The sequence below is a fragment of the Micromonospora avicenniae genome (assembly GCF_900156065.1).
GTDB classification, from domain to species: domain Bacteria; phylum Actinomycetota; class Actinomycetes; order Mycobacteriales; family Micromonosporaceae; genus Micromonospora; species Micromonospora avicenniae.
This window is the reverse complement of record NZ_FTNF01000006.1, coordinates 266,519-287,305: the sequence shown is the minus strand read 5'-3', so window position 1 is coordinate 287,305 and position 20,787 is coordinate 266,519. Positions and strand designations below refer to the sequence as shown.

The window sequence follows — 20,787 nt, the reverse complement described above, 5'->3', positions numbered from 1 at the left end:
AACCCCTGCCGGGCCTCGTGAACCGCCCGGGTACCCCGACCAAGGAGCCGGGCGATCCGATCAGGTGACGTTGAGCAGCCGGAACGCGTTCGGCACCACGACGTCCGAGCCGGTGCGGAAGTAGAGCACCAGCCCCCGCTTACCGCTCGGGCGACCGGTCGCCGGGTCCATCAGGTTCGGAATCAACTCGATCGTGGTTCCGATTCGGTCCACGATGACGAAGTTGGAGAAGTCGCCGTAGGCCAGGATGTAGTTCTCCTGGGTCGCGTTGACCGCCCCGTCCATGTTCGACAGCTCGTGGATGCTGCGGTTCAGCAGCCGACCACTGCCCAGCTCCGGGAACAACCGCGCCCCGGCGGTCGTCTCCATCTGCGCCATCGTGTTGATGGTCGGCAGGGCGGCCACCCACTCCGACCGCGCGCTGAACCGGGGGGCCTGGGCGTTCTGCAGCGCGTAGACATCGCTTGCCTTGAAGGTGTCCGCCGTCCCCGAGGCGACGACCGACGAGCCACCGGCGGCCACCAGCGCGGTGATCAGGCCCTTCGGCTGACCGACCCCGGTGCCGGTCGTGTAGGCGGTGTTCATGAGCTGGTCGGCCGCGTCGAGCGTCAGCTTCGTGATCTCGGCCTGGAAGTCCCGGATGTCCATACCGATCTCGTACGAATACGGCACGAAGGCGTCGCCCAGGAACACCGGGATGTTCGGGTTCGCGACGACCGGCGGCTGCTCCGACATCGCCCGAGCGGTGTTGTCGGCACCGAGCCACTCGGCCGAGATGCCGGTCGAGGTGATGCCCGACCACTGGCTACCGACCGTCTGGACGACCCGGGAGATCCGCCGCAGCGGGTTGATCGAGCCGGACGAGCTGAGCATGATCGCCGGGTCGAGCACGACCGGGACCATGTAGCCACCGGCCCCGCCGGTCGCCTCCGCCATGTTCGCCCGCATCTCGACCCGGAGCTGCTCAGCCTGTCGGTACGCTTCCTGCTCCTGCGGAGTCCAGAGCATGTGACCCTTCTGCGGGTCGGCCAGCATCTTGCCGAACGCCGAGCGGTACGCCTCATTGCCAGCGACGACGACCCAGCGGGCGGCCACGTCCTGGTCGCGGGCGGTGCCCTGCTTGGTCACCAGGTCGGTCGCCTTCTCAGCCGCGTGGTCCGGCAGCTGGCCCGAACGGTGCAGCGTGTCGAGCGTCCGCTTGGCCTGGTCGCGGGTCGACCCGCCGAACGAGGACGAGATGTCGCCCGGGTGGCCGGTCCGCTGGGTGCCGTACTGCGCCCGGGACGCGTTAACCCGAGCCAGTCGAGCATCCTGCTCCTCGCGCTCGTTCAGCACTTCGAGGGCCGCCTCGTTCGCCCGCAGCTCGGTGTCGAGCCTGTCCAGCTCGGCCCGCTGCTCGTCGGTGAGCGGGTTCTCCTTGGTCACCGCGTCGAGGATCTCGCGCGCCTCGTCGGTGATCGTCTTATTGCGGGCGACAAGCTTGTTGCGGTCCATTGATTTACCACCTCCCGCGACCCGGTTTTGGCCCGAAGTCGCAATGCGAATCGACTGGGGGTCCGGGTGGCGGGCCGGGGCGAATGCCGGGTGCCGGGCCGGTAGCGGGAGTTGGGGCCCCAGGAACCCGGGGCCGCCACTCCTCCCGCTCGCGCTTGGCGGTGGCAGCTTCGGCAGCCCCCATGGGCTGGGGGCCTTGGAGCCGAGCTTTAGAGCCGTCAAGGGGAAGAATGCAGGCCCCCCTCGCGCCAATACCGCCTCGCGCTTGAGCCCAGGAAATCACGCGGTTTAACGAGGCTCGGTGTCAGATTCGGTCGCTGTAGTCCTCGAAGCCCTCAGCCTCGGGGGCGGCCAATGCATCGGCCAGCCGCTTCGCCCCCCGATCCTGGTTGCACGCCTGGCCGCAGGTCTGACACCTCGCGTCGAACAGCTCCCCGCCGGGCCCGACCTGGTTTCGGTTCCCGTGCGCCGGCCGCATTCGAGTCGGGTCCGGCACCTGGTTCGGACGGTTCGCCAGCGGATCGAGGTGGTCGGCCTGCGTCGCCCCCGGGTGCCCGCAGAGGTGGCACACCCTCCCGTAAAGATTGAACATCGCCGCCCGAGCCTCCCTGACCCGGCGGTGAGTTCTCGCGTTAGCCGCCATCCACCCAGGACATCAGACGACACCAGGCGGCCAGCCACGGGATGGGGTCGTCCGGGCCCCCCGGAGCCCCGCCGTCGGCCTCCCGCCCCCGGGTGCGGCACGACATACCCCCGGGCCCCCGGAGCGGCCAAGAGAACCGCCGGAGAGCCCCCCGAGCTTCCGGGGAGAGAAGAACGGAAAGTAGCGGGGTTTCCGTTTGGGTGTCGGCTCAAAAAGCGAGCGGCTCGCGGCTGCACTTGCGTCCGCAGGTTTGGCAGCCGTTGACTCCGTGCCTCGGTCGGGCCAGTTCGGGGTTCAGCGGCTGGTCGGGCCAGGCGGCCAGCGGCACGAGGTGACCCACCGAGTCGGCTCCGTCGTGTTGGCAGACGAAGCAGGCCCGTCCCCACCGGGCGTAGACCGCAGCCTTCCACCGGGTGTACGGTCGCCCGCTTCGGTGTCGCCGACCTGTGAGTGTCCCTCTGCTGCCTGGCATGTCCCCAGTCGAGCAGGGTGCCGGGCGGGGGGTGTCGGCAAGGGGCAGGGGGTAGGTAGGCGGCCAAGCGAACGAGGGTGGGGGGTGTTGTTTTTCGTCTCCTCGTTTCGAATGCCGGAGCTTCTTCCCGCCCCCACCCCTCTGGGGGGTGGGGGCCGGGAAGGAAGCCCGGCCGGGGCATTGCTGGCTGCCTACTTCCCGTCGCTTCCCGGGAAGTCCACATATGCCCTGACCGGCCACGCTGCACCCGGAGGGCCCAGGCTTCCCGCCGCTTCCCGCCCTCCCCGGGAAGTCCAGGCCCATTACCCCTATGGCAACGGCTTCCCGGGAAGACCGGGAAGCCGTCTGCTACTCGTCGCTATTGGGTTGTCACCCGCGGCCGATTCACCGTTCGGGGGCTGCCAGCCTCGGCACCGGGGGCCGGGACTTACGGAGCTTCACCGCGTCCTCGACCGCCTTCTTCGTAACCTCGCGTCCCGCCTCGGCCAGGGCCTTTCGGGCGGTCGGTGACCCGGCCTCGTGCGGCACGCCCAGCTCGTCAAGCCAGGCGATGATCTGCTCCTGACCCTCCCAGCGGATCGGCTTGGCCGCCTTCAACACTGCCGACTCACCCTCGGGGTCGAGGCCCAGCGACAGGGGCTCGAACTCGGCCGCGTTCTTCTGCTTCGTGCACTTCACCTTGATGATCTTGTCGTCGTCCATCTGGCAGAACATGACGACATCGGCCGCCCCCTCCTGCGAGGACGAGCCCCGGGGCACCGTCCCACCCCGGGCCGGGTGGTGAACCATCACGACGGTCGCCCCGAGCTTCTGGATCTGGTTCGCCTGGTGGATCAGCTCGCCCATGGCCTTGCTGTCGTTCTCGTCCAGCCCCCGGGTGACCCGGGCCTGCGTGTCGAGGATGACCAGCTTCGGCCCCAGCTCGGCGACGATCTCCCCGAGGGCTTCAAAGCTGCCAGGCTCGCCGACCTGCGGCGCGTGGGCGAGGAAGCGAACCCTGCCCGTGACCTGGCCGCCGCTGAACCGGGACCGCCAGGCTCGGGCGCGGGCCTGCACCCCCTGGTCATCCTCGGCCGCGACGTAAAGCACCGGGCCCGTCTCGGCGATCTCATGTCCCCACCACTCGCGCCCGGTGGCGAGGCTGTAGGCGAGGTCGAGCGCGACGAACGTTTTACCGTTGCCGGGCTCGCCGATGATGTAGGCGAGCGACCCCCGGGGCAGCACCTTGTCCACCAGCCAGTCGACCGGGGGCCGCTGGTCGAACTCGTCCTCACTGAACAATGCGGCCTTGAGAGCGAGGTACGCGGCCCCCTCTCGTGGGCTCGCCGGAGCCTCCGGGAGCGGCACCCCCATCGACATACCCGCCGGGGCCTCCCAGGGCGTCCCCGTGGCTCCCGGGGGCATCGTCGGGGCCTCCGGGACGGGTGCCCACCAGGACGGACCGTCGAAGCCCCCGGGCCCCGGCCACAGGTCGGGGTGGTTGGCGAGCCGCCCCGCCGTCTTCGGGTACCACGACTCAGCCCGCAGCTTGTCCAGCTCCACCCGCTGCTCTCCCTCGTCCATGTCCTCGAACCCGGGCACCCAGCAGCCGAGCCACACCCGCTCGCCGGGGGTCGTGTCGTCCAGCCAGCAGAGCGGCTGCTGGCACCAGCAGACCGGGCCCTCGCAGTGGTGGCAGTCGGGGCAGTTCTCCGGGTCACTGCATCCCTGGCAGCCCGCGAAGGTGAAGACGTATTCGGTCCAGTGGGCTCCGACCTCGGTATCGGCGGTCGGCCGACTGGTCTCAGTGGTAAGGCTCATGATTGGCTGGCTCCTGTCTGATCCGCCCCTGCTCAGGGCTTTTGGTTGGGCGTCGGGCCCGGGTTGCCTCCCCGGGCCCGACGCATACCCGGGCTACTTCGGCTGTTGGCTGGCCGCCATCGCTTGTCGGACGAGGGCCAGCAGGGCGGCCACACTCGCCCGCACCTCGGCCATCCGCCGTTCGGCCCGGGTCACTGCTTGATCCGCAGTTCGGTCGCGAGCCGGTACCGGTTCAACAGCAGCCCGTCGGGCGTCCGGTAGTGCTCGACGCTGAGGTGGCCCTCGTCGGCGAGCCGCCCGAGTTCACGCTCGAACTCGGCCTGGCTGACACCGCTTCGGCGCATCGCCCCCCGCAGCGGGTGGTAGTCGATCAGCCCATCCGCCCGGACCATCCCGGCGTCGGCGAGCATGTGCACCAGGACGATCCGGGCATGGCTACTCCTGCGGACGCTCAACACCAACGGGCCCTTGCCCCGCCCGGTGCCCCGTTTGGTCCTCGGCTTGGTCCGCATCACGACACCCCCTCGACCAGCCGCCGGTAGTAGCTCTCGCTGACCCCAACCACCGAGACGATCCGGTCGGTGTCGAGCTGCTTGAACGGCACCCGGACGACCCGCAGGGGCTTCGCCTCGGGCTGGGCCTCGACCGCCTCGCTGGCTGCCGATTCGGGGTACTGGTCGGTCGGGATGGCGATCACCCCTCCGGCTTCCAGGACGAGGCGGCAGCGGTCGGCGAGGTCCTCGCAGAGGCAGAACACGCCGTGGTCGTTCTGGTCATGCCCGAGGAACGCGACCACCCGGTTGGCGGACAGAGCCCCGGGGACGAGGAATTCGACCGCGCACGCCTGGTAGAGGTCCCCGAGCCAGTTCGCCGGGGTGGCGACTCGGCGAATGTGCTGGCAGCTCACTCGGCACCACCCTCGGGCAGCGTGGCCGCCTTCCAACCCCCGTCGCCGTCCTCCGGCTCGGAGTCGTAGTCGTGGTGCGGGTCGAGGATCGCGAGGGCCCCGGGCTCGCCGACGACCGGGTACCAGCCGTCACCGTGCGGAGTGCCGACGATCGCGGCGAGGGTCGTCCCGTGCTCGTTCGGTCGGGTGAGTCGGGCGACCAGCTCGGGCGGCAGGTGGCAGGGGTCGACGACCAGCAGCCGACCGGAGTCGACCGGGACTCGCCCGAGGTCTTCGGCGCTCATGCGGCCACCCCCGCCGGGGTGATGCCGACGGCCGGAAGCAGTCGACGGATCCGCTCGACCTGCTCGGCGGTCGGGGCGGGGGCGGAGTTGATCAGGTCCTCAAGTGCCAGCTCGGCGCGGACGACCCGGACTTCGGTCCTGGCCGCCTGCGTCTCCGGCGCATCGGGTCCGAAGTGGGCGATCCGACTGCCGACGGTGGCCCCGGCCTTGGTGTGCCGGGCGTCACTGGTCCACGGGATCGAGCTTCTGGGCTTCGCCATCTCGACGGAAATCCTTCGTTCGAACGAATAGGATTTCCGCAGGGGTGTGGATGGCCCGGGGTGTCCCCCGTACCCCTCTAGTGGATCACACGGTTTATGCGCGGTGCCAGTTGATCCGGGCGAGCACCCGGTGAACACATGTCGGCTTGCGGCACTCGTCGCACCACCGGTTCGTCGTCACCTTGCCCACCCGAAGCTGCCCGACCAGGTCCGGCGACAGCACCTCCCGGGCGACCGCTCGACGGGCCGACATCGGGGCCGCCTCCAGCCGCTCCCGGATGTCGCCCCCGGCGTTGAGGAAGGCGGCCAGCGCGGGCGGGGTGGACAGCTCCCGCTCCTGCCGTACGAGCTGCTCCTCTTCGGCCATCCACTTTCGTTCGGCTGCGCCGGCCGCCTTGATGGTGATTCGTTCGGCTGCGAGGTCCGCCTCAAGCTCGACCAGGTTCCGCCGGACCTCCGCCAGCCGTGCCCGCACCCGTTCAAGCTCCGGACTGCCGCCCCGGCTGCGGGTCAACTCCTCGTAAACGTCGGGCCTGCTGAGGTACCCGACGATGACGTCAAACGCGATCCGGTCGAGCAGCTCCTCACTCACCTGAATCCCGCAGTTCGCGTGGCACCGGTAGTGCCAGGGCTCGCCCCCGCGCTGGGAGGTCGTCATCGGGGCAACGCACCGGTCACACATCGCGATCATGGACAGGAAATGCCGCCCCTGCCCGTCGCGGTTCGTCCTGCGGGCCGGGTTGTTCAGGATGCTCTGTACGGCGTCGAACTGCTCCGGCTTGACGATCGCTGGCCATGCGGCCTCGTAGACCTGGCCGCCCCTGCCGTTCGCAGCCCGGGTCGAGTGCCGACGGCGACCGGCGTAGGTGTCCCGGGTCGCCATGCCTCGGACGACCTGCTCGGACAGCGGGCGGCCAGCACGGGACCGCACCCCGGCGTCTCGCAGGTCGATCGTGACCGAGCGCAGGGTGTGCCCCGCCTCCAGCCGGTCGAAGATGTCCCGGATGACCTTCGCCTCGTCGGGGACGATGACCTGCCGCAGCAGCTTGCCCGTCTCGGGGTCGTACTCGCGGCGGTAGCCGTACGGGGCCTGCCCGTGCATCCACCCGGCTCGGGCCTTCTGGCGTACGGTCCGCTTGACCCGTCGGCTGGTTTGGGCCGACTCGTACTCGGCCCGCACTGCCCCGGTGAGCAGGGTCGCCCGGTCGTCGGGGTCGGCCGGGTCGTACATCTTCCCGACGTCGGATACCCAGACTCGCACGCTGGCCGCCTCCAGCAGCCGCAGGGCCGGGGCCCACTCATCGACCTGGCGGCTGAACCGGGACAGCTCCCACAGCCCGAGGATCGACGCGCCGAACGTGCCTGCCCGCAGGTCCGCCAGCAGCTTGGTGAAGTCGCCCCGGACTTTCTCGGCGTACTGGCTGGCCGAGATCCCGTCGTCGGCGTAGGGCTCGCCGAGCTGCCAGGCCCGCTCGCTCGCGTCCTCGTCCAGCTCGGCTAGCTGCTCCTTGACGGACTCGGACTGGCCACGTTTGTTGTCGCTGACTCGCAGGTAAGGCCGCATTACCTCGTCGGTAGGCATGATCGAATCTCATCACGGCGCTTAGCGGCTCTGGAAGACCCCCACCACGGGCGAAGCGCCGGAGTGCCGTCGCTGGTCGGCGGGGGCTCTGGGCTCGCCCGCCCGGGCGCGGTGTCGCTGGCCCATCGCGGGGTGCTGTTCCTCGACGAGGCACCGGAGTTCAGCAAGGGCGCCCTGGAGGCGCTGCGCCAGCCGCTGGAGCACGGCCGGGTCCAACTCGCGCGCAGCCGGGGCGGCACCGAGTACCCGGCACTGACACAACTGGTGCTGGCCGCCAACCCCTGCCCGTGCGCGAAGCCCGCCGGCGACGCGTACTGCGAGTGCAGCCCGCTCGCCCGACGGCGGTACCTCGGCCGGCTCTCCGGGCCGCTGCTGGACCGGATCGACGTCCAGGTGCAACTGCCGGCGGTACGGGCCGCCGAGCTGATGGCTGGTGAGGGAGACCGGGAGTCGTCGGCGGCGGTGGCACGCCGCGTGGCGACGGCCCGAGACGCGGCCGCCGAGCGGTGGGCCGGGCTCGGCCACCGACTCAACGGGCAGGTCCCCGGGCCGGACCTGCGCCGGCCACCGTGGCGGCTACCCGGGTCCGACACGGCGGAGTTGCGCGCCCGACTGGACTCCGGCTCGCTCTCGGCGCGGGGCTTCGACCGGGTCATCCGGCTGGCCTGGACCATCGCGGACCTCGACGGGCGCTCCCGGCCGGTCCGGGACGACGTGCTCGAGGCCATTCAACTGCGGACGGGAGATGCGACATGAGGGCGCAGATATTCGAGCCCGGTGCGGACGTGCCTGATGCCGGCACGCCGCGGATCGGAGTGCCGGCATGAGCGAGCGAATCATCGAGCTCGGTGCGGACCTGCGTCGTGCCGGCACGGCAGCTGAGCGTGGTGCCGGCACGAGCGAACGGGAGGAACGGACGCTGGCCCGGATCGCGCTGGCCTGGCTCACCGAGCCGGGCACCCGGTCGGTGTGTCAACTGGTGGAAGAGCTCGGCCCGGTGGCCGCGCTGGAGTTGCTTCTCGACGGTGGTGCGCCGGACCGGAAGCTGCGCGCCACGGTGGCCGCCCGGGTTGCCGGGGGCGACCCGCGCGCCGTCGCGGCCGAGGCGGTGCGACGCACGGAGCGACTCGGCGCGCGCATCGTCACGCCGGAGGACGAGGAGTGGCCGGCCCGCCTGGTCGATCTGCACCGCCTCCACCTGACCGAAGCCCAGCGCCGGGTGGACACGGAGACGGCGCCGCCGCTCTGCTTCTGGGTACGAGGCTCGTGGCCGCTGGCCGAGGCGCTGGATCGTTCGGTGGCGGTGGTAGGTGCCCGGGCCGCCACCGGCTACGGCACCCACGTCGCCACCGAGCTCGGCTACGGATTGGCGGACCGGGACTGGACGGTGGTCTCCGGTGGCGCGTTCGGTATCGACGCCGCCGCGCACCGGGGTGCGCTCAACGCCGGCGGCCTCACCGTGGCGGTGCTCGCCTGCGGCGTGGACCGGCCGTACCCGATGGGCAACGCGGCGCTCTTCGAGCGGATCGCCGACACCGGACTGTTGGTGAGCGAGTGGGCACCGGGTTCCGATCCGTTGCGGCCCCGGTTCCTCATCCGCAATCGGGTCATCGCCGCCGGGACGGTCGGGACGGTGGTCGTGGAGGCGTCGGCGCGCAGTGGCGCGACCCAGACCGCGCACCGGGCTCTCGCCATCGATCGGCCGACCATGGCGGTGCCGGGCCCGGTGACGTCGGCGATGTCCGTCGGCGCCCACGAGCTGCTGCGGGATCACCCGAAGACGCGCCTGGTCACCGGCGTGGCGCACGTGCTGGAGGAGGTGGGTCGGATCGGCGTGGACCTGGCTCCTCCGGCACGCGGGCCGGACCGCCCCATCGACACGCTCGACGACGACGCCGGGTCGGTGCTGGAGGCGATGCCCCGCCGCGGCACGGTCGGCGTGGAGCGGCTGGCGGCTCGGGCCGGCGTGGACGTCCGGACGGCGATGCGGAAGCTGTCCCTGCTCGAGGAGCTCGCCATGGTGGTCCGCCGCGATGACGGCTATGCGCTGGCTCGTCCGCTCCGGCCGACGGCTGACCGCCCCGCGGGCCCGTAGGCTGTGCGCCATGCCAGCCGACGATCGGCCCGCACCGAACGGTGGTGCCCCGCGCCGAGGTGGTGCGGCGGCGCAGAGCCGTGCGGCACGAGGCACCCGGGCGATCCATCAGGCGCTGCCGCCTCCGCTGCGGGACGCCGTCGACGAGTTCGCCGATCACCTGGCCCGGGTCCGTAACCGCTCCGCGCACACCGTGCGGGCGTACGTCACCGACGTGGTGTCGCTCCTCGACCACGCTGCGCGGATGGGTTGCGTCGACGTCGCGACCGTGGACCTGGCCGTGCTGCGCAGTTGGTTGGCGCGGCTCCGGACGGCCGGCGCGGCCCGCACCTCGCTGGCACGGCGGGCCGCCTCGGCCCGGGTGTTCAGCGCCTGGGCACACCGGTCCGGCCTGCTGCCGGCCGACGTGGGCGCCATGCTGGCCAGCCCGCGGGCGCACCGGGAGCTGCCCGGCGTGCTCCGCGCCGATCAGGCGGCCGCGCTGGTCGAGGCCCCCGGGCGACTCACCGGCGGTGACGGCGTCGATGATCCTCTGCTGTCGCGGGACCGGGCGCTGCTGGAGCTGCTCTACGGCACCGGCGTACGGGTCAGCGAGGCGTGCGGGCTGAACCTCGCCGACATCGACCACGGGCGCCGGGTGATCCGGGTGCTCGGCAAGGGCGGCCGGGAGCGGGCCGTGCCGTACGGGGTGCCGGCTCAACAGGCGCTCGACGACTGGGTACGCCACGGCCGCCCGACGCTGGCCGCACCACACTCGCAGGACGCGCTCTTCCTCGGCGCGCGCGGCGGTCGGCTCAACCCGACGACGGCCCGCCGGATCGTCGGCGGCTACGCGGAGGCGGCCGACCTTCCCCGGACCAGTCCGCACGGGCTGCGCCACTCGGCCGCCACCCATCTGCTGGAGGGCGGCGCGGACCTGCGTGCGGTGCAGGAGCTGCTTGGTCACTCCTCGCTGGCCAGCACACAGATCTACACGCACGTCTCGGTGGAGCGGCTGCGTTCCGCCTACCGCCAGGCCCACCCCCGCGCCTGACCGATCGTCGCCGTCGATGATCCACCCACCGTTACCATCACGGGGTGAGCGTCCCGCAGCCACCGGAGCCGATTCCGGGTGCCCGCCTGCTCTTCTCCCTGGATCCGGCGGTCAGTCACCTCAACCACGGCTCGTTCGGTGCGGTACCGATCAGCGTGCAACGCGCCCAGCAACGGCTGCGCGACGAGATGGAAGCCAACCCGCTGCGCTTCTTCACCCAGGGACTCGTCGATCGGGTGGCGCACACCCGCCGACACCTGGCCACCTTCATCGGCGCGGACCCCGACGGCACGGCGCTGGTCAGCAACGCCACCACCGGCGTCGCCGTGGTGCTCCAGTCGCTCGGGCTACGCCCCGACGACGAGATCCTGAGCACCGACCACGGCTACGGGGCTGTCGCGCTCTCCATCCAGCGGGAGTGCCGGCGTACCGGGGCGACGAGCCGGGTGCTGCCGGTTCCGCTGGCCGCGACGAACGAGGAGGTCGTCCAGGCCGTGCGGGACGCTCTGCGCCCCGGCCGGACGCGCCTGCTCGTCATCGACCAGCTCACCTCGTCGACCGCCCGGCTCTTTCCGGCCGCCGCGATCGTCGCGGTCGCGCACGAGCACGGGGTGCCGGTGCTGGTGGACGCGGCGCACGTGCCCGGGATGCTGCCCACTACCGTGACGAGCATCGGCGCCGACTTCTGGGTGGGCAACCTGCACAAGTGGGCGTTCGCGCCACGCGCCTCCGCCGTGCTGGTCGTGGCGCCTCAGTGGCGGGACCGGATCGAGCCGCTGGTGGTCTCCTGGGAGCAGGAGGCCGGCTTCCCGGACCGGTTGGAGTGGCAGGCGACGCAGGACTACACCGCGTGGCTGGCCGCCCCGGTGGGCGTATTCACGTTGCGTAGTCTCGGCGTCGAGCGGGTACGCGCCCACAACGCCCGGTTGGCGGCGTACGGCCAGCGGGTGGTCGGGGACGCCCTCGGGGTGGCGCCGGAGCTGCTGCCGGAGCCCGGCGGACCCGAGGTCGCCATGCGGCTCATCCCGCTGCCGCCCGCCCTGGCCACCACCATCGACGCGGCGCGGGCGCTGCAGCAGCACATCGCCGAGCGGCTCGCCACCGAGGTGGCGGTGATGTCCTGGAACGGCCGGGGCTGGCTGCGCCTCTGCGGGCAGGTGTACAACCGGGCCGACGAGTACGAGCGTCTGGCCGTCCGGCTACCACCGCTGCTCGCCCAGCGCTGAGGGCGTCCGCCGGCCACGTGCCGGTCGGCGGTCGTGCCAGTCGTGCCGGTCGTGCCGGTCGTGCCGGTCGTGCCGGTCGTGCCGGTCGGCGATCGTGACTCGTCGAGCGGAAGCAGCCGGACCGGCCCGAGGCCGAGCAACGCGAGCGGGTCGAGGTACTCCTCGCCGCGGCGCAGCCCCCAGTGCAGGCAGGCCGCAGCCGGACAACCTGCGTGACCGGCCTGCACGACGCCGAGCGGCGCACCGGCGCGGACCGGATCGCCGGCGGTGACCGTCGGCCGTACCGGCTCGTAGGTGGTCCGCAACCCGTCGGTGTGCCCGACGGTGACCACCGGTCGCCCGGCCACCATCCCGGCGAACAGCACGGTGCCGGGACCAGCGGCGCGCACCGGCGCACCCACCGCGACAGCGAGGTCGACGCCGCGATGCCCCGGCAGCCACGGCTGGGGCGGTGGGTCGAAACGCCGCACCGGCCGGGGTGGCCCGTCGACGGGCCACCCGAACCCGCCCGCCGCCGGCACCGGCGAACGGCTCGCCCGGACCGATCCGCCGCCCGGCGGGCCGTCGCGACCGGCGGACGGGGCGGCCGCGACCGGCGGCGTGACCAGGAGGAGCACGACGCTCACCGGTACCAGCAGCCAGCGTCGCGCGGTGGGGCCCCGCCGGCGGGGACGGCGCTGCGCCGGGTCCGCATGACCCGGCGGGGCGGTGCGGGGACCCACGGCGGTACGGGGCGGCGGAGGCGGTCGCATGGGTCGCAGCCTGCCCCACTGCCGGCGAGCAGCGCTTGCGCTCGTGCCTCCGCTGTGGACAACCGGACGTCCTGTGGACAGTGCCCGATCGTGTGGTCGCTGTGCTAGGTTTCGCGCTCGCCAAGGCTGGCGCGGTGACTCGGGACTGGTACGGCTGGCACGACGACTACGACCGACCCGGTTCGGCCCTCGCCCGGTGACTGACCGAGGCACGACGGCAGGTCCGCGACGCGCTGGACCAGGCCCCCGCCGGCCCGCCGCGCGCCGTCGGGCTCTCCGCCGGCCAGGGCGGGGACCTGATCCCCGTGCTCGCCGCCCGTCCACGCCGGGACGACGTGACGGCCCGCCTGGTCGAGCTGGATCCCCGCGACGCCGAGATCGCCGCCGCTGCGGCGCGGGCCGCCGGCCTGACCGGGCCGCAGGTGGTGGTGGACGACGCCGCGGCGCGAACGGGAGACGCGGCGGCCGGCACGGTTGTGTCGTCCACCACGCCCCGCACTGCTGCGGGTGTACTGCCGGGCGGCGACCCGTCCTAAGCTGGGGCGGGCACGGTGGAGCAGCCGCCGTGGGGACGGGGGTATCACCGTGACGGCCGTTGACGACCTGGATCTGCCGGCTGCGACCGAGGTCAGCGGTCCTTCCCGGCTCTCCGAACCCGGCGCGGGGATCAGCGCCGAGGAGCTGCAGCTGGCGGCCCGCAACCACGGCATCCCGCTGGAGGCGTTGCGCTACGACGTCACTCCGGCCGGGCTGCACTACCTGCTGATCCACTACGACATCCCGGAGCTGGATCCGGCGACGCACGCGCTCACCGTCGACGGCGCGGTGGACCGGCCGCTGACCGTGACCCTGGCCGAGCTGCGCGAGCGTCCCCGGGTCACCCGGCGGGTCACCCTGGAGTGCGCCGGCAACGGCCGGGCGTTGCTCGAGCCCCGGCCGGTGAGCCAGCCCTGGTTGGTGGAGGCGGTCGGCAACGCGGAATGGACCGGCACGCCGCTGGCTCCGCTGCTGCGCGAGGCGGGCGTCGCCGCGAACGCGGTCGACGTGGTGTTCACCGGCGCGGACCACGGCATCGAGCGCGGTGTCGAGCAGGATTTCCAGCGGGCGCTCCCGGTCGCGGACGCGCTGCGTGAGGAGGTGCTGCTGGCGTACGAGATGAACGGCGCTCCGCTGCTGCCGCAGCACGGCGCCCCGCTGCGGCTGATCGTGCCCGGCTGGTACGGGATGGCGCACGTCAAGTGGCTCCGTTCGATCAGCGTGGTGACCGAACCGTTCCAGGGTTACCAGAACGCGCAGGCGTACCGGCTGCGGCAGGACCCGGACGACCCGGGGGTGCCGGTGACCCGGATCGAGCCGCGCGCTCTGGTGCGCCCGCCCGGTTTCCCCGATTTCATGTCCCGCACCCGGGTGGTCCGGCCGGGACCGTGCACGGTGGACGGCCGGGCCTGGTCCGGTCACGCGCCGGTGGTGTCGGTCGAGGTGAGCACGGACGACGGTGCGACCTGGGCACCGGCCATTCTGGACGAGTCGACCGACGGGGATTTCGCCTGGCGGCGTTGGCACTACGAGTGGTCGCCGCAGCCGGGCCGGTACGTCCTGAGCGCGCGGGCGACGGACGCGTCGGGGCGTACCCAGCCGGTGGAGCAGCCGTGGAACCGGGGCGGCTTCGCCAACAACATGGTTCAGCGCGTCGAGGTGGCGGTAATTCCGGAGTAACCGCCCCCGACCGTCGATACGGTCGGCGGCGACCGGGTCCAACGGGGGCGGCCGTGGATCTGGCAGGCCGGCGGTGCCAGGCGAGATCGTCGGTCCGGCGTACGCGGCGGCGGGTGGGGACTCCGACGCTACGATGCCCGGCGGCGACCGTCGGTAGGGAACCCGCGGGTCAGCCGCCGAAGCCCGAGTCGGCGGGGAGCGAGATGTCCGGCTTCTCGAGCTCCTCGACGTTCACATCCTTGAACGTCATAACCCGCACGTTCTTGACAAACCGAGCGGGGCGGTACATGTCCCACACCCACGCGTCGTGCATCTCGACCTCGAAGTAGACCTCGCCGTCGGAGTTGCGCACGTGCAGGTCGACCTGGTTCGCCAGGTAGAAGCGGCGCTCGGTCTCCACGACGTAGGAAAACTGGCGGACAATGTCGCGGTACTCCCGGTAGAGCTGCAGCTCCATCTCGGTTTCGTACTTCTCGAGATCTTCCGCGCTCATCGCTCTCCGCCTTCCATGACCACATCTTCCCCCACCGGCGCCGACGGTCGAGGCCGCTCGCCCAACGCCACGCCGACGGTACTCCCTGCCGGGCAGGCGCGCTCCATCGGCTCGTCCGCCCCGTCGAGGAGCGCGGCCGGTCCCTCGCCTGAAGGTGCTCCCGAATCGTCGCCCAAAAGCGCTCGCGGCGCCTCCCGGAACACCACCGCGCCATCGCCGAGGAGCGGGCCCCCGCCGTCGCCGAAGAGTGTCTCGGGAGCTTCGCCGGTGGGCGCGCGGCGGCCGGCCGCCACCGGGCGACGGGCCCGTGGGGGGCTCCCGTCCCGACCCGACACGCTCGCCACGTTCACGTACGAGAAGCGGTGCTCGCGGCACGGGCCGTGTTCGCGCAGCGCGGCGGTGTGCTCCGGCGTGATGTAACCCTTGTGCTCCGCGAAGCCGTACGCCGGGTACGTCCCGCCCAACTCCACCATGATCCGGTCCCGGGTGACCTTCGCGAGCACGCTTGCCGCTGCCACGCAGGCCGCCACCCGGTCACCCTTCCAGACCGCCAGGCCCGGCACGTCCAGCCCGTCCACCCCGAACCCGTCGGTCAGCACGTACTCAGGTCGGGTGGTGAGCGACGCGAGCGCCCGGCGCATGGCGGCGACGTTGCACACGTGCAGCCCCCGGGCGTCGACCTCCTCGGCCGGGATGATCACCACGGCGTACGCGAGCGCCCGGGCGACCACCTCGTCGTAGACCCGCTCCCGGCTCGCCGGGGTGAGCAGCTTCGAGTCGGCCAGACCCTCGATCTCGCCACGCCGCCCCTCCGGAAGGATCGCCGCGGCGGCGACCAGCGGGCCGGCGCAGGCCCCCCGGCCGGCCTCGTCGGCTCCGGCCACGTGCTGGAAGCCACGCCGCTGCAGCGCCCGCTCCAACGCGTACAGCCCGGCCTCCCGGCGCACTATCGTGCGCGGCGGGGTCAGCATGGCGCGCCGTCCACCGGTCCGGCTGCGGAGGCCGCGCCCTCGGCGGTCGGGCTCGCCGGCTCGTCCGGGGTCCCGAGTACGCGGGACAGGATGGCGACCAGGTCCACCGGGTAGTACAGCTCGTCGCTCGCCGCCAGCTCGGCGGCCGACCACCAGCGGTGCCCGGTGACGCTGGCCTGCTCGACGTCGTCGAAGCCCGCCGTGTCCACCTCCCACGACGGCACCCGGACCAGGAAGAACTCCTGCTCCTGGCGGTACCAGACCCCGTCGAAGGGGTACTCGATCTCGTCCTGCCAGACCGGCTCACCCAGCTCGGCCGGGGTCAGCCGGAGCCCGGTCTCCTCGGCCAGCTCGCGCGCCGCGCCGGCGGCCGGGGGCTCGTCCGAGTCGAGCCCGCCGCCCGGGGTGAACCAGTACCGGTGCTCGGGGCGAGCCGGATCGAAGCCGGCGAAGAGCAGCACCCGGTCGTCCGCGTTGACCAGAAGCACCCGGGCCGCACGTCGAGGGGTGTAGACGGTCACCGCCCCAGCCTGCCAGACCGGCCGCCCATCGCCCACGCCCGCCCGGGGCTCAGGAGTTCGGGATCGAGTCGTACTGTTCCGGCACGCTCAACCACCTGGCCCGGTTGACGGGCCAGAAGATGGTGAAGGCCCGCCCGACGACCTCGTCCTCGTCGATGGTGGCCGCGGTGATGTCCTGGCCGGACTGCTGCCAGTGTTCGAGCGAATCGCCCGAGGCCGACCGGTGGTCGCCCATCACCCAGAGCCGGCCCTCGGGCACGGTGATGTCGAACTCCTGGTCCGCCGGCCTGTCCTGCTGCCCGTCCTTGGAGAAGATGTACGGCTCGACCAGCGAGTGGCCGTTGATCACCAGATGGTCCTGTTCGTCGCAGCAGACGACGTGGTCGCCGCCGACGCCGATGACCCGCTTGATGAAGTCCTCACCCTCCCGGCCGCTCCACTCGACCGGCGCCTTGAAGACCACGACCTCGCCGCGGTGCGGCGACCGGAAGTCGTACACCAGCTTGTTGACCAGCACCCGATCATCGATCTGGAGTGTGTTCTCCATGGACTGGGAGGGGATGAAGAAGGTCTGCAGCACGAAGAAGCGCACCAGCACCGCGACCAGGATGGCCACACCCAGCAGAATCGGCAGTTCCTTCCAGAAGGAGCTGCGCGGCTTGTCGGTCTGCTCGTCAATCACGCCAAGGAGCCTACGTCCCCCGGCTGAACGGCACCGACCGGAACGCGCGAGAACGGCCCAGCGCGACCGTGAGCGGCAGGATCAGCAGCACGCCACCGTCGGGGGTCGGCCGTACCGGAGGCGGACCGGACGGGGATGCGACAGCCGGGCCCGAGACGTCGCCGAACGTCGCCGGGACGGGAAGCGTGCTCCACCGCGACGACGGCCAGACCACCAGGAAGGCCCGCCCGATGACGTTGTCGATCGGCACCGGCCCCTGGCAGCGGGCGTCCTGGGACACCAGTCGGTGGTCGCCCATCACGAAGATCTGGCCCGGCGGGACCACCACCTCGTCGAAGCGCCGCGACCGGCACTCCTTGGGGTTGGGCGGGACGTCCAGCGGAGAATCCCGGATGACGTACGTCTCGTCCAGCGGCGTGCCGTTCACCGTGACCCGGCCCTGCTCGTCGCAGCACCTCACCCGGTCCCCCGGCACGCCGATGACCCGTTTGATGAAGTCCTTCTCGCCGGGGCGGCTCACCCCGACCAGGTCACCCACGGTGCGGCCGAGCTTGTCCACGAAGCCGATCTGCTGCTCCCCGTCGACCTGCGGCGCCCAGCGGTCGGTACCCCGGAAGACCACCACCTCGCCGCGCACCGGGTCGCGTACGTCGTAGACGACCTTGTTGACCAGCACCCGGTCGCCGACGAGCAGCGTGTCCTCCATGGAGCCGGAGGGGATGAAGAAGGCCTGGAGCAGGAAGGTGCGGATCAGCACCGCGAGGCAGAACGCGACGACGAGCAGCAGCGGCAACTCCTGCCAGAGCGGCATCTGGCGGCGGGTACGGCGGACCCGGCGGCGCCAGGGGTCGACCGTGCCGTCCTCGTCAATCGACTGCGCCACGCCACTCCCCAGTCCCCAGAAACGACACCACCGCCCGGGAGCCTCGGTGAGGCTCCCGGGCGGCAGTGAACGACTCCCCGCTGAGTCGCGGGGCGATGGCCTCGCTGCGCCCGCGCCGCCCAGGGTAGTGCGATGGGTCCGGCGTGGCATAGGTGCAGCTCAGGCGTGGCGAGCGGGAAGTCAGCTCGGCTGCTTCTCCCGCTTCTCCTTGATCTTGGCCTTCTTGCCCCGCAGCTCACGGAGGTAGTAGAGCTTGGCCCGGCGGACGTCACCGCGGGTCACGATCTCGATCCGGTCGATCGCCGGGCTGTTCAGCGGGTAGGTCCGCTCGACCCCGACGCCGAAGCTGATCTTGCGGACCGAGAAGGTCTCGCGCAGTCCGTCACCCTGGCGGCGGATGACCACGCCCTGGAAGATCTGGACACGGGACCGGTTACCCTCGACGACCCGCGCGTGCACCTTCACGGTGTCACCGGCGCGAAAGTCGGGAAGGTCGACCCGCTTCGACTGGGCGTCAAGGGCGTCCAGGATGTTCATCGCTGCGTCCTCGTAAGGCTCACGGCGCACCGTCAGTCGGTGCGCGAATGGGTGATTCTGATCCCCGGATGGCGGTCATGGAGCCGACCCCGGTCGAGGATCCTCGCAGCCGTCCGCGGCGCGGGCGACTGCGGCAACCCCTCTACTTTGCCACATCCCCCGGTGGCAGCTGAAATCCGGCCCGATCCAACGCGGCGCGGTCCCGTTTGTCCAGGTTCTCCGGGTCGATCGCGTCGAGCATGTCCGGACGGCGCGTGGCGGTACGCAGTAGCCCCTCCTCGCGCCGCCAGCGGGCGATCCGGCCGTGGTCGCCGGAGCGGAGCACCTCGGGCACGTCGTGCCCCCGCCAGCTCGGCGGCTTCGTGTAGACCGGCGCCTCCAGCAGCCCGTGGGCGTGCGACTCCTCGTCCAGCGACCCCGCGTTGCCGAGCACCCCGGGCAGCAGCCGGGTCACCGCCTCCAGGATCACCAGCACCGCGACCTCACCACCGAAGAGCACGTAGTCGCCGAGGGAGACCTCGGTGACCGGCATCCGCGTCGCCGCGTGGTCGAGTACCCGCTGGTCGATGCCCTCGTACCGCCCGCAGGCGAAGAGCAGGTGTTCCTCGGCGGCCAGTTCGTGCGCCATCGCCTGGGTGAAGGGTGCGCCGGCGGGCGAGGGCACCAGGAGCCGGGGCGGGGTCGCCTCCGGCGGCACGAGGGCGTCCAGCGCCTCGCCCCACGGTTCCGGTCGCATCACCATGCCCGGTCCGCCGCCGTACGGCGTGTCGTCGACCGTGCGGTGCACGTCGTGGGTCCAGGTGCGCAGGTCGTGCACGGCCAGCCGCAGCGTGCCGTTGGCCCGGGCCCTCCCGATGAGCGACAGCTCCAGCGGCGAGAAGTACTCCGGGAAGATCGACACGATGTCGACGCGCATGACGGGGTGCTCCAGCGGGTCCAGGGCCGGCTTCACGGCCCTTACAGGTCGAGCAGGCCGCCGGGCGGGTCGACGACGACGCGCCCCCCGGCGAGATCGACCTGGGGGACGATCGCCTTGACGAACGGGATGAGCGCCGTCTTCCCCTCGGGGCGACGCAGCACCAGCAGGTCGGAGGCGGGGGCATGGTCGATCCGGGCCACCTCGCCCAGCCGCTCGCCGGTCGGCGTTACCACGCTCAGCCCCACGAGCTGGTGGTCGTGGAACTCCTCCGGGTCCTCCGGCGGAGCGACCTCGGAACTCTCCACCCCGACGAGAGTGCCGCGCAGCGCCTCGGCGACATCACGGTCGAGCACACCCTCGAAGGCGACCAGGAGCCGCCCCTGGTGCCAACGCACCGACTCGACGACCAGCTCGGCCGGGACCCGGTACGGCACGCCCGGGCCGGATCCGGCCGGCGGACGGGGCGTCGCCCCAGGCTCGGTGCGCAGCACCGCACCTGGGGCGAACCGCGCATCCGGTTCGTCGGTCCGCACCTCCACGGTGACCTCACCGCGGATCCCGTGCGGCTTACCGATCCTGCCGACGATGAGCAGCATCAGTACGAGTCGACGATGTCGACGCGTACGCCGCGCCCGCCGATGGAGCCGATGACCTGGCGCAGCGCCTTGGCCGTCCGGCCGGACCGCCCGATCACCGTGCCGAGGTCCTCAGGGTGCACGCGGACCTCGAGCCGCTTACCCCGACGAGAGTCGACCAGCCGGACGCGCACGTCGTCCGGGTGGTCGACGATCCCCTTGACGAGGTGCTCCAACGCGGGACGCAGTGCCACGTCAGGCCTGCTCGCCGGAGTCCGCACCGGCCTGCTCCTCGGTCTGGGCCGGCGCCTCGGCGGCCTTGGCCGCCTTCTTCGCCGGCTTCGCCTCGGTCGTGCCCAGCCCGGCCGCGGCCTTCGCCTCAGCCTCGTAGGCCGCCGTCCGGTCAGCCTTCTCGGCGGCCACCTTCAGCGGCGGCGGCGCGGGGAGGCCCTTGAACTTCTGCCAGTCACCGGTCAGCTCCAGCAGCCGCTGCACCGCCTCGCTCGGCTGGGCGCCGACGGACAGCCAGTACTGGACCCGGTCCGACTTGACCTCGATCACCGAAGGGTCTTCCTTCGGCTGGTAGATCCCGACGAACTCGATCGCCCGCCCGTCACGCTTGGTGCGCGAGTCGGCGACGACGATGCGGTACTGCGGGTTGCGGATCTTGCCCATCCGCAGAAGCCGGATCTTTACGGCCACGGTTGTTTCGCTCCTGTTGCGATCTCACCGGCCCCGGTGGGGCGGTGTGCACGGGTGAGCGCCGACCGGCACAGTGGGGTTGGGCCGGAGACTACTCGGTGGACTGGCGACACGCCCGGGTTAGAGGGCGCCGGAGCGCGCGCCGGATACCAGCGTCCCATTCTGCCAGATCCGACGCCGATCTCTCACACCGGAGGCGTCACCGGCCCGCTCGCGCCGCCGGAGGGGGTGAGCCAAACC

General features: G+C 71.9%; 22 protein-coding genes and 2 pseudogenes. 6 read left to right on the top strand and 18 right to left on the bottom strand.

Annotated features, from left to right (window positions below; all coding sequences use genetic code 11):
* Nucleotides 1-60: 60 nt before the first annotated feature.
* From BXA10_RS12840 to BXA10_RS12805, 7 genes are all read right to left on the bottom strand, one after another.
* Complete coding sequence (locus BXA10_RS12840) at nucleotides 61-1,494, bottom strand: phage major capsid protein (RefSeq protein WP_084752663.1); 1,434 nt, start codon at nucleotides 1,492-1,494, stop codon at nucleotides 61-63.
* A 1,499-nt stretch (nucleotides 1,495-2,993) separates the two neighbouring features.
* Nucleotides 2,994-4,409 (bottom strand): AAA family ATPase, encoded by a 1,416-nt coding sequence (locus BXA10_RS12830; protein ID WP_076470532.1) that lies wholly within the window; start codon nucleotides 4,407-4,409, stop codon nucleotides 2,994-2,996.
* Between the two features lie 191 nt (nucleotides 4,410-4,600).
* Complete coding sequence (locus BXA10_RS12825) at nucleotides 4,601-4,921, bottom strand: hypothetical protein (protein WP_139337971.1); 321 nt, start codon at nucleotides 4,919-4,921, stop codon at nucleotides 4,601-4,603.
* Nucleotides 4,921-5,316 (bottom strand): hypothetical protein, encoded by a 396-nt coding sequence (locus BXA10_RS12820; protein WP_076470530.1) that lies wholly within the window; start codon nucleotides 5,314-5,316, stop codon nucleotides 4,921-4,923. The genes BXA10_RS12825 and BXA10_RS12820 overlap by 1 nt, the downstream gene beginning before the upstream one ends.
* On the bottom strand, nucleotides 5,313-5,600 hold the full coding sequence (locus tag BXA10_RS12815) for a hypothetical protein (RefSeq protein WP_076470529.1): 288 nt from the start codon (nucleotides 5,598-5,600) through the stop codon (nucleotides 5,313-5,315). The genes BXA10_RS12820 and BXA10_RS12815 overlap by 4 nt, the downstream gene beginning before the upstream one ends.
* Entirely contained in the window at nucleotides 5,597-5,860 is a 264-nt protein-coding gene (locus BXA10_RS12810; RefSeq protein WP_076470528.1) for a hypothetical protein, read from the bottom strand. Before BXA10_RS12810 ends, BXA10_RS12815 begins: the two co-directional genes overlap by 4 nt.
* Before the next feature lie 94 nt (nucleotides 5,861-5,954).
* On the bottom strand, nucleotides 5,955-7,442 hold the full coding sequence (locus BXA10_RS12805) for a recombinase family protein (protein ID WP_084752661.1): 1,488 nt from the start codon (nucleotides 7,440-7,442) through the stop codon (nucleotides 5,955-5,957).
* Between the two features lie 18 nt (nucleotides 7,443-7,460).
* On the opposite strand from BXA10_RS12805, the pseudogene BXA10_RS12800 reads away from it, so the two are divergent.
* The 4 genes and pseudogenes from BXA10_RS12800 to BXA10_RS12785 all read left to right on the top strand — a co-directional run.
* A pseudogene (locus BXA10_RS12800) lies at nucleotides 7,461-8,198 on the top strand (ATP-binding protein); the annotation flags it as partial.
* Between the two features lie 79 nt (nucleotides 8,199-8,277).
* Nucleotides 8,278-9,537, top strand: a complete 1,260-nt coding sequence (locus BXA10_RS12795) for a DNA-processing protein DprA (RefSeq protein WP_425436061.1) — start codon at nucleotides 8,278-8,280, stop codon at nucleotides 9,535-9,537.
* 10 nt (nucleotides 9,538-9,547) lie between these two features.
* Entirely contained in the window at nucleotides 9,548-10,570 is a 1,023-nt protein-coding gene (locus BXA10_RS12790; RefSeq protein ID WP_084752684.1) for a tyrosine recombinase XerC, read from the top strand.
* A gap of 44 nt (nucleotides 10,571-10,614) precedes the next feature.
* A complete protein-coding gene (locus tag BXA10_RS12785; protein WP_076470526.1) occupies nucleotides 10,615-11,796 on the top strand; it encodes an aminotransferase class V-fold PLP-dependent enzyme in 1,182 nt (393 codons plus the stop codon).
* 101 nt (nucleotides 11,797-11,897) lie between these two features.
* Here BXA10_RS12785 and BXA10_RS30410 read toward each other — a convergent pair.
* Nucleotides 11,898-12,548: pseudogene (locus BXA10_RS30410) on the bottom strand (murein hydrolase activator EnvC family protein); the annotation flags it as partial.
* Nucleotides 12,549-12,853: 305 nt separating this feature from the next.
* On the opposite strand from BXA10_RS30410, the gene BXA10_RS12775 reads away from it, so the two are divergent.
* Complete coding sequence (locus BXA10_RS12775; protein WP_076470525.1) at nucleotides 12,854-13,084, top strand: hypothetical protein; 231 nt, start codon at nucleotides 12,854-12,856, stop codon at nucleotides 13,082-13,084.
* Nucleotides 13,085-13,133: 49 nt separating this feature from the next.
* Nucleotides 13,134-14,264 carry a sulfite oxidase gene (locus BXA10_RS12770; RefSeq protein ID WP_076470524.1) on the top strand — a complete coding sequence of 377 codons (1,131 nt, stop codon included), beginning with the start codon at nucleotides 13,134-13,136 and terminating at the stop codon, nucleotides 14,262-14,264.
* A 169-nt stretch (nucleotides 14,265-14,433) separates the two neighbouring features.
* Here BXA10_RS12770 and BXA10_RS12765 read toward each other — a convergent pair whose 3' ends face one another.
* The 10 genes from BXA10_RS12765 to rpsP all read right to left on the bottom strand — a co-directional run bounded on the left by BXA10_RS12765 (nucleotide 14,434) and on the right by rpsP (nucleotide 20,547).
* On the bottom strand, nucleotides 14,434-14,757 hold the full coding sequence (locus BXA10_RS12765; RefSeq protein ID WP_007075222.1) for a DUF2469 domain-containing protein: 324 nt from the start codon (nucleotides 14,755-14,757) through the stop codon (nucleotides 14,434-14,436).
* Nucleotides 14,754-15,728, bottom strand: coding sequence for a ribonuclease HII (locus BXA10_RS12760; RefSeq protein WP_076470523.1), 975 nt, complete (start codon nucleotides 15,726-15,728; stop codon nucleotides 14,754-14,756). The genes BXA10_RS12765 and BXA10_RS12760 overlap by 4 nt, the downstream gene beginning before the upstream one ends.
* Nucleotides 15,722-16,249 (bottom strand): NUDIX hydrolase, encoded by a 528-nt coding sequence (locus BXA10_RS12755; RefSeq protein WP_076470588.1) that lies wholly within the window; start codon nucleotides 16,247-16,249, stop codon nucleotides 15,722-15,724. Before BXA10_RS12755 ends, BXA10_RS12760 begins: the two co-directional genes overlap by 7 nt.
* A gap of 49 nt (nucleotides 16,250-16,298) precedes the next feature.
* On the bottom strand, nucleotides 16,299-16,931 hold the full coding sequence (gene lepB, locus BXA10_RS12750) for a signal peptidase I (protein ID WP_076470522.1): 633 nt from the start codon (nucleotides 16,929-16,931) through the stop codon (nucleotides 16,299-16,301).
* Nucleotides 16,932-16,941: 10 nt separating this feature from the next.
* A complete protein-coding gene (gene lepB / locus BXA10_RS12745; RefSeq protein WP_076470521.1) occupies nucleotides 16,942-17,814 on the bottom strand; it encodes a signal peptidase I in 873 nt (290 codons plus the stop codon).
* A gap of 180 nt (nucleotides 17,815-17,994) precedes the next feature.
* Nucleotides 17,995-18,351: a 50S ribosomal protein L19 gene (rplS, locus tag BXA10_RS12740; RefSeq protein ID WP_076470520.1), complete on the bottom strand. Its 357-nt coding sequence runs from the start codon at nucleotides 18,349-18,351 to the stop codon at nucleotides 17,995-17,997.
* A gap of 142 nt (nucleotides 18,352-18,493) precedes the next feature.
* Nucleotides 18,494-19,267, bottom strand: a complete 774-nt coding sequence (trmD, locus tag BXA10_RS12735) for a tRNA (guanosine(37)-N1)-methyltransferase TrmD (RefSeq protein ID WP_076470587.1) — start codon at nucleotides 19,265-19,267, stop codon at nucleotides 18,494-18,496.
* Between the two features lie 41 nt (nucleotides 19,268-19,308).
* Nucleotides 19,309-19,863 (bottom strand): ribosome maturation factor RimM, encoded by a 555-nt coding sequence (rimM, locus tag BXA10_RS12730; RefSeq protein WP_175649196.1) that lies wholly within the window; start codon nucleotides 19,861-19,863, stop codon nucleotides 19,309-19,311.
* Nucleotides 19,864-19,865: 2 nt separating this feature from the next.
* Complete coding sequence (locus BXA10_RS12725) at nucleotides 19,866-20,126, bottom strand: RNA-binding protein (RefSeq protein WP_174242547.1); 261 nt, start codon at nucleotides 20,124-20,126, stop codon at nucleotides 19,866-19,868.
* A complete protein-coding gene (gene rpsP, locus BXA10_RS12720; RefSeq protein ID WP_076470517.1) occupies nucleotides 20,101-20,547 on the bottom strand; it encodes a 30S ribosomal protein S16 in 447 nt (148 codons plus the stop codon). Before rpsP ends, BXA10_RS12725 begins: the two co-directional genes overlap by 26 nt.
* Nucleotides 20,548-20,787 lie beyond the last annotated feature (240 nt).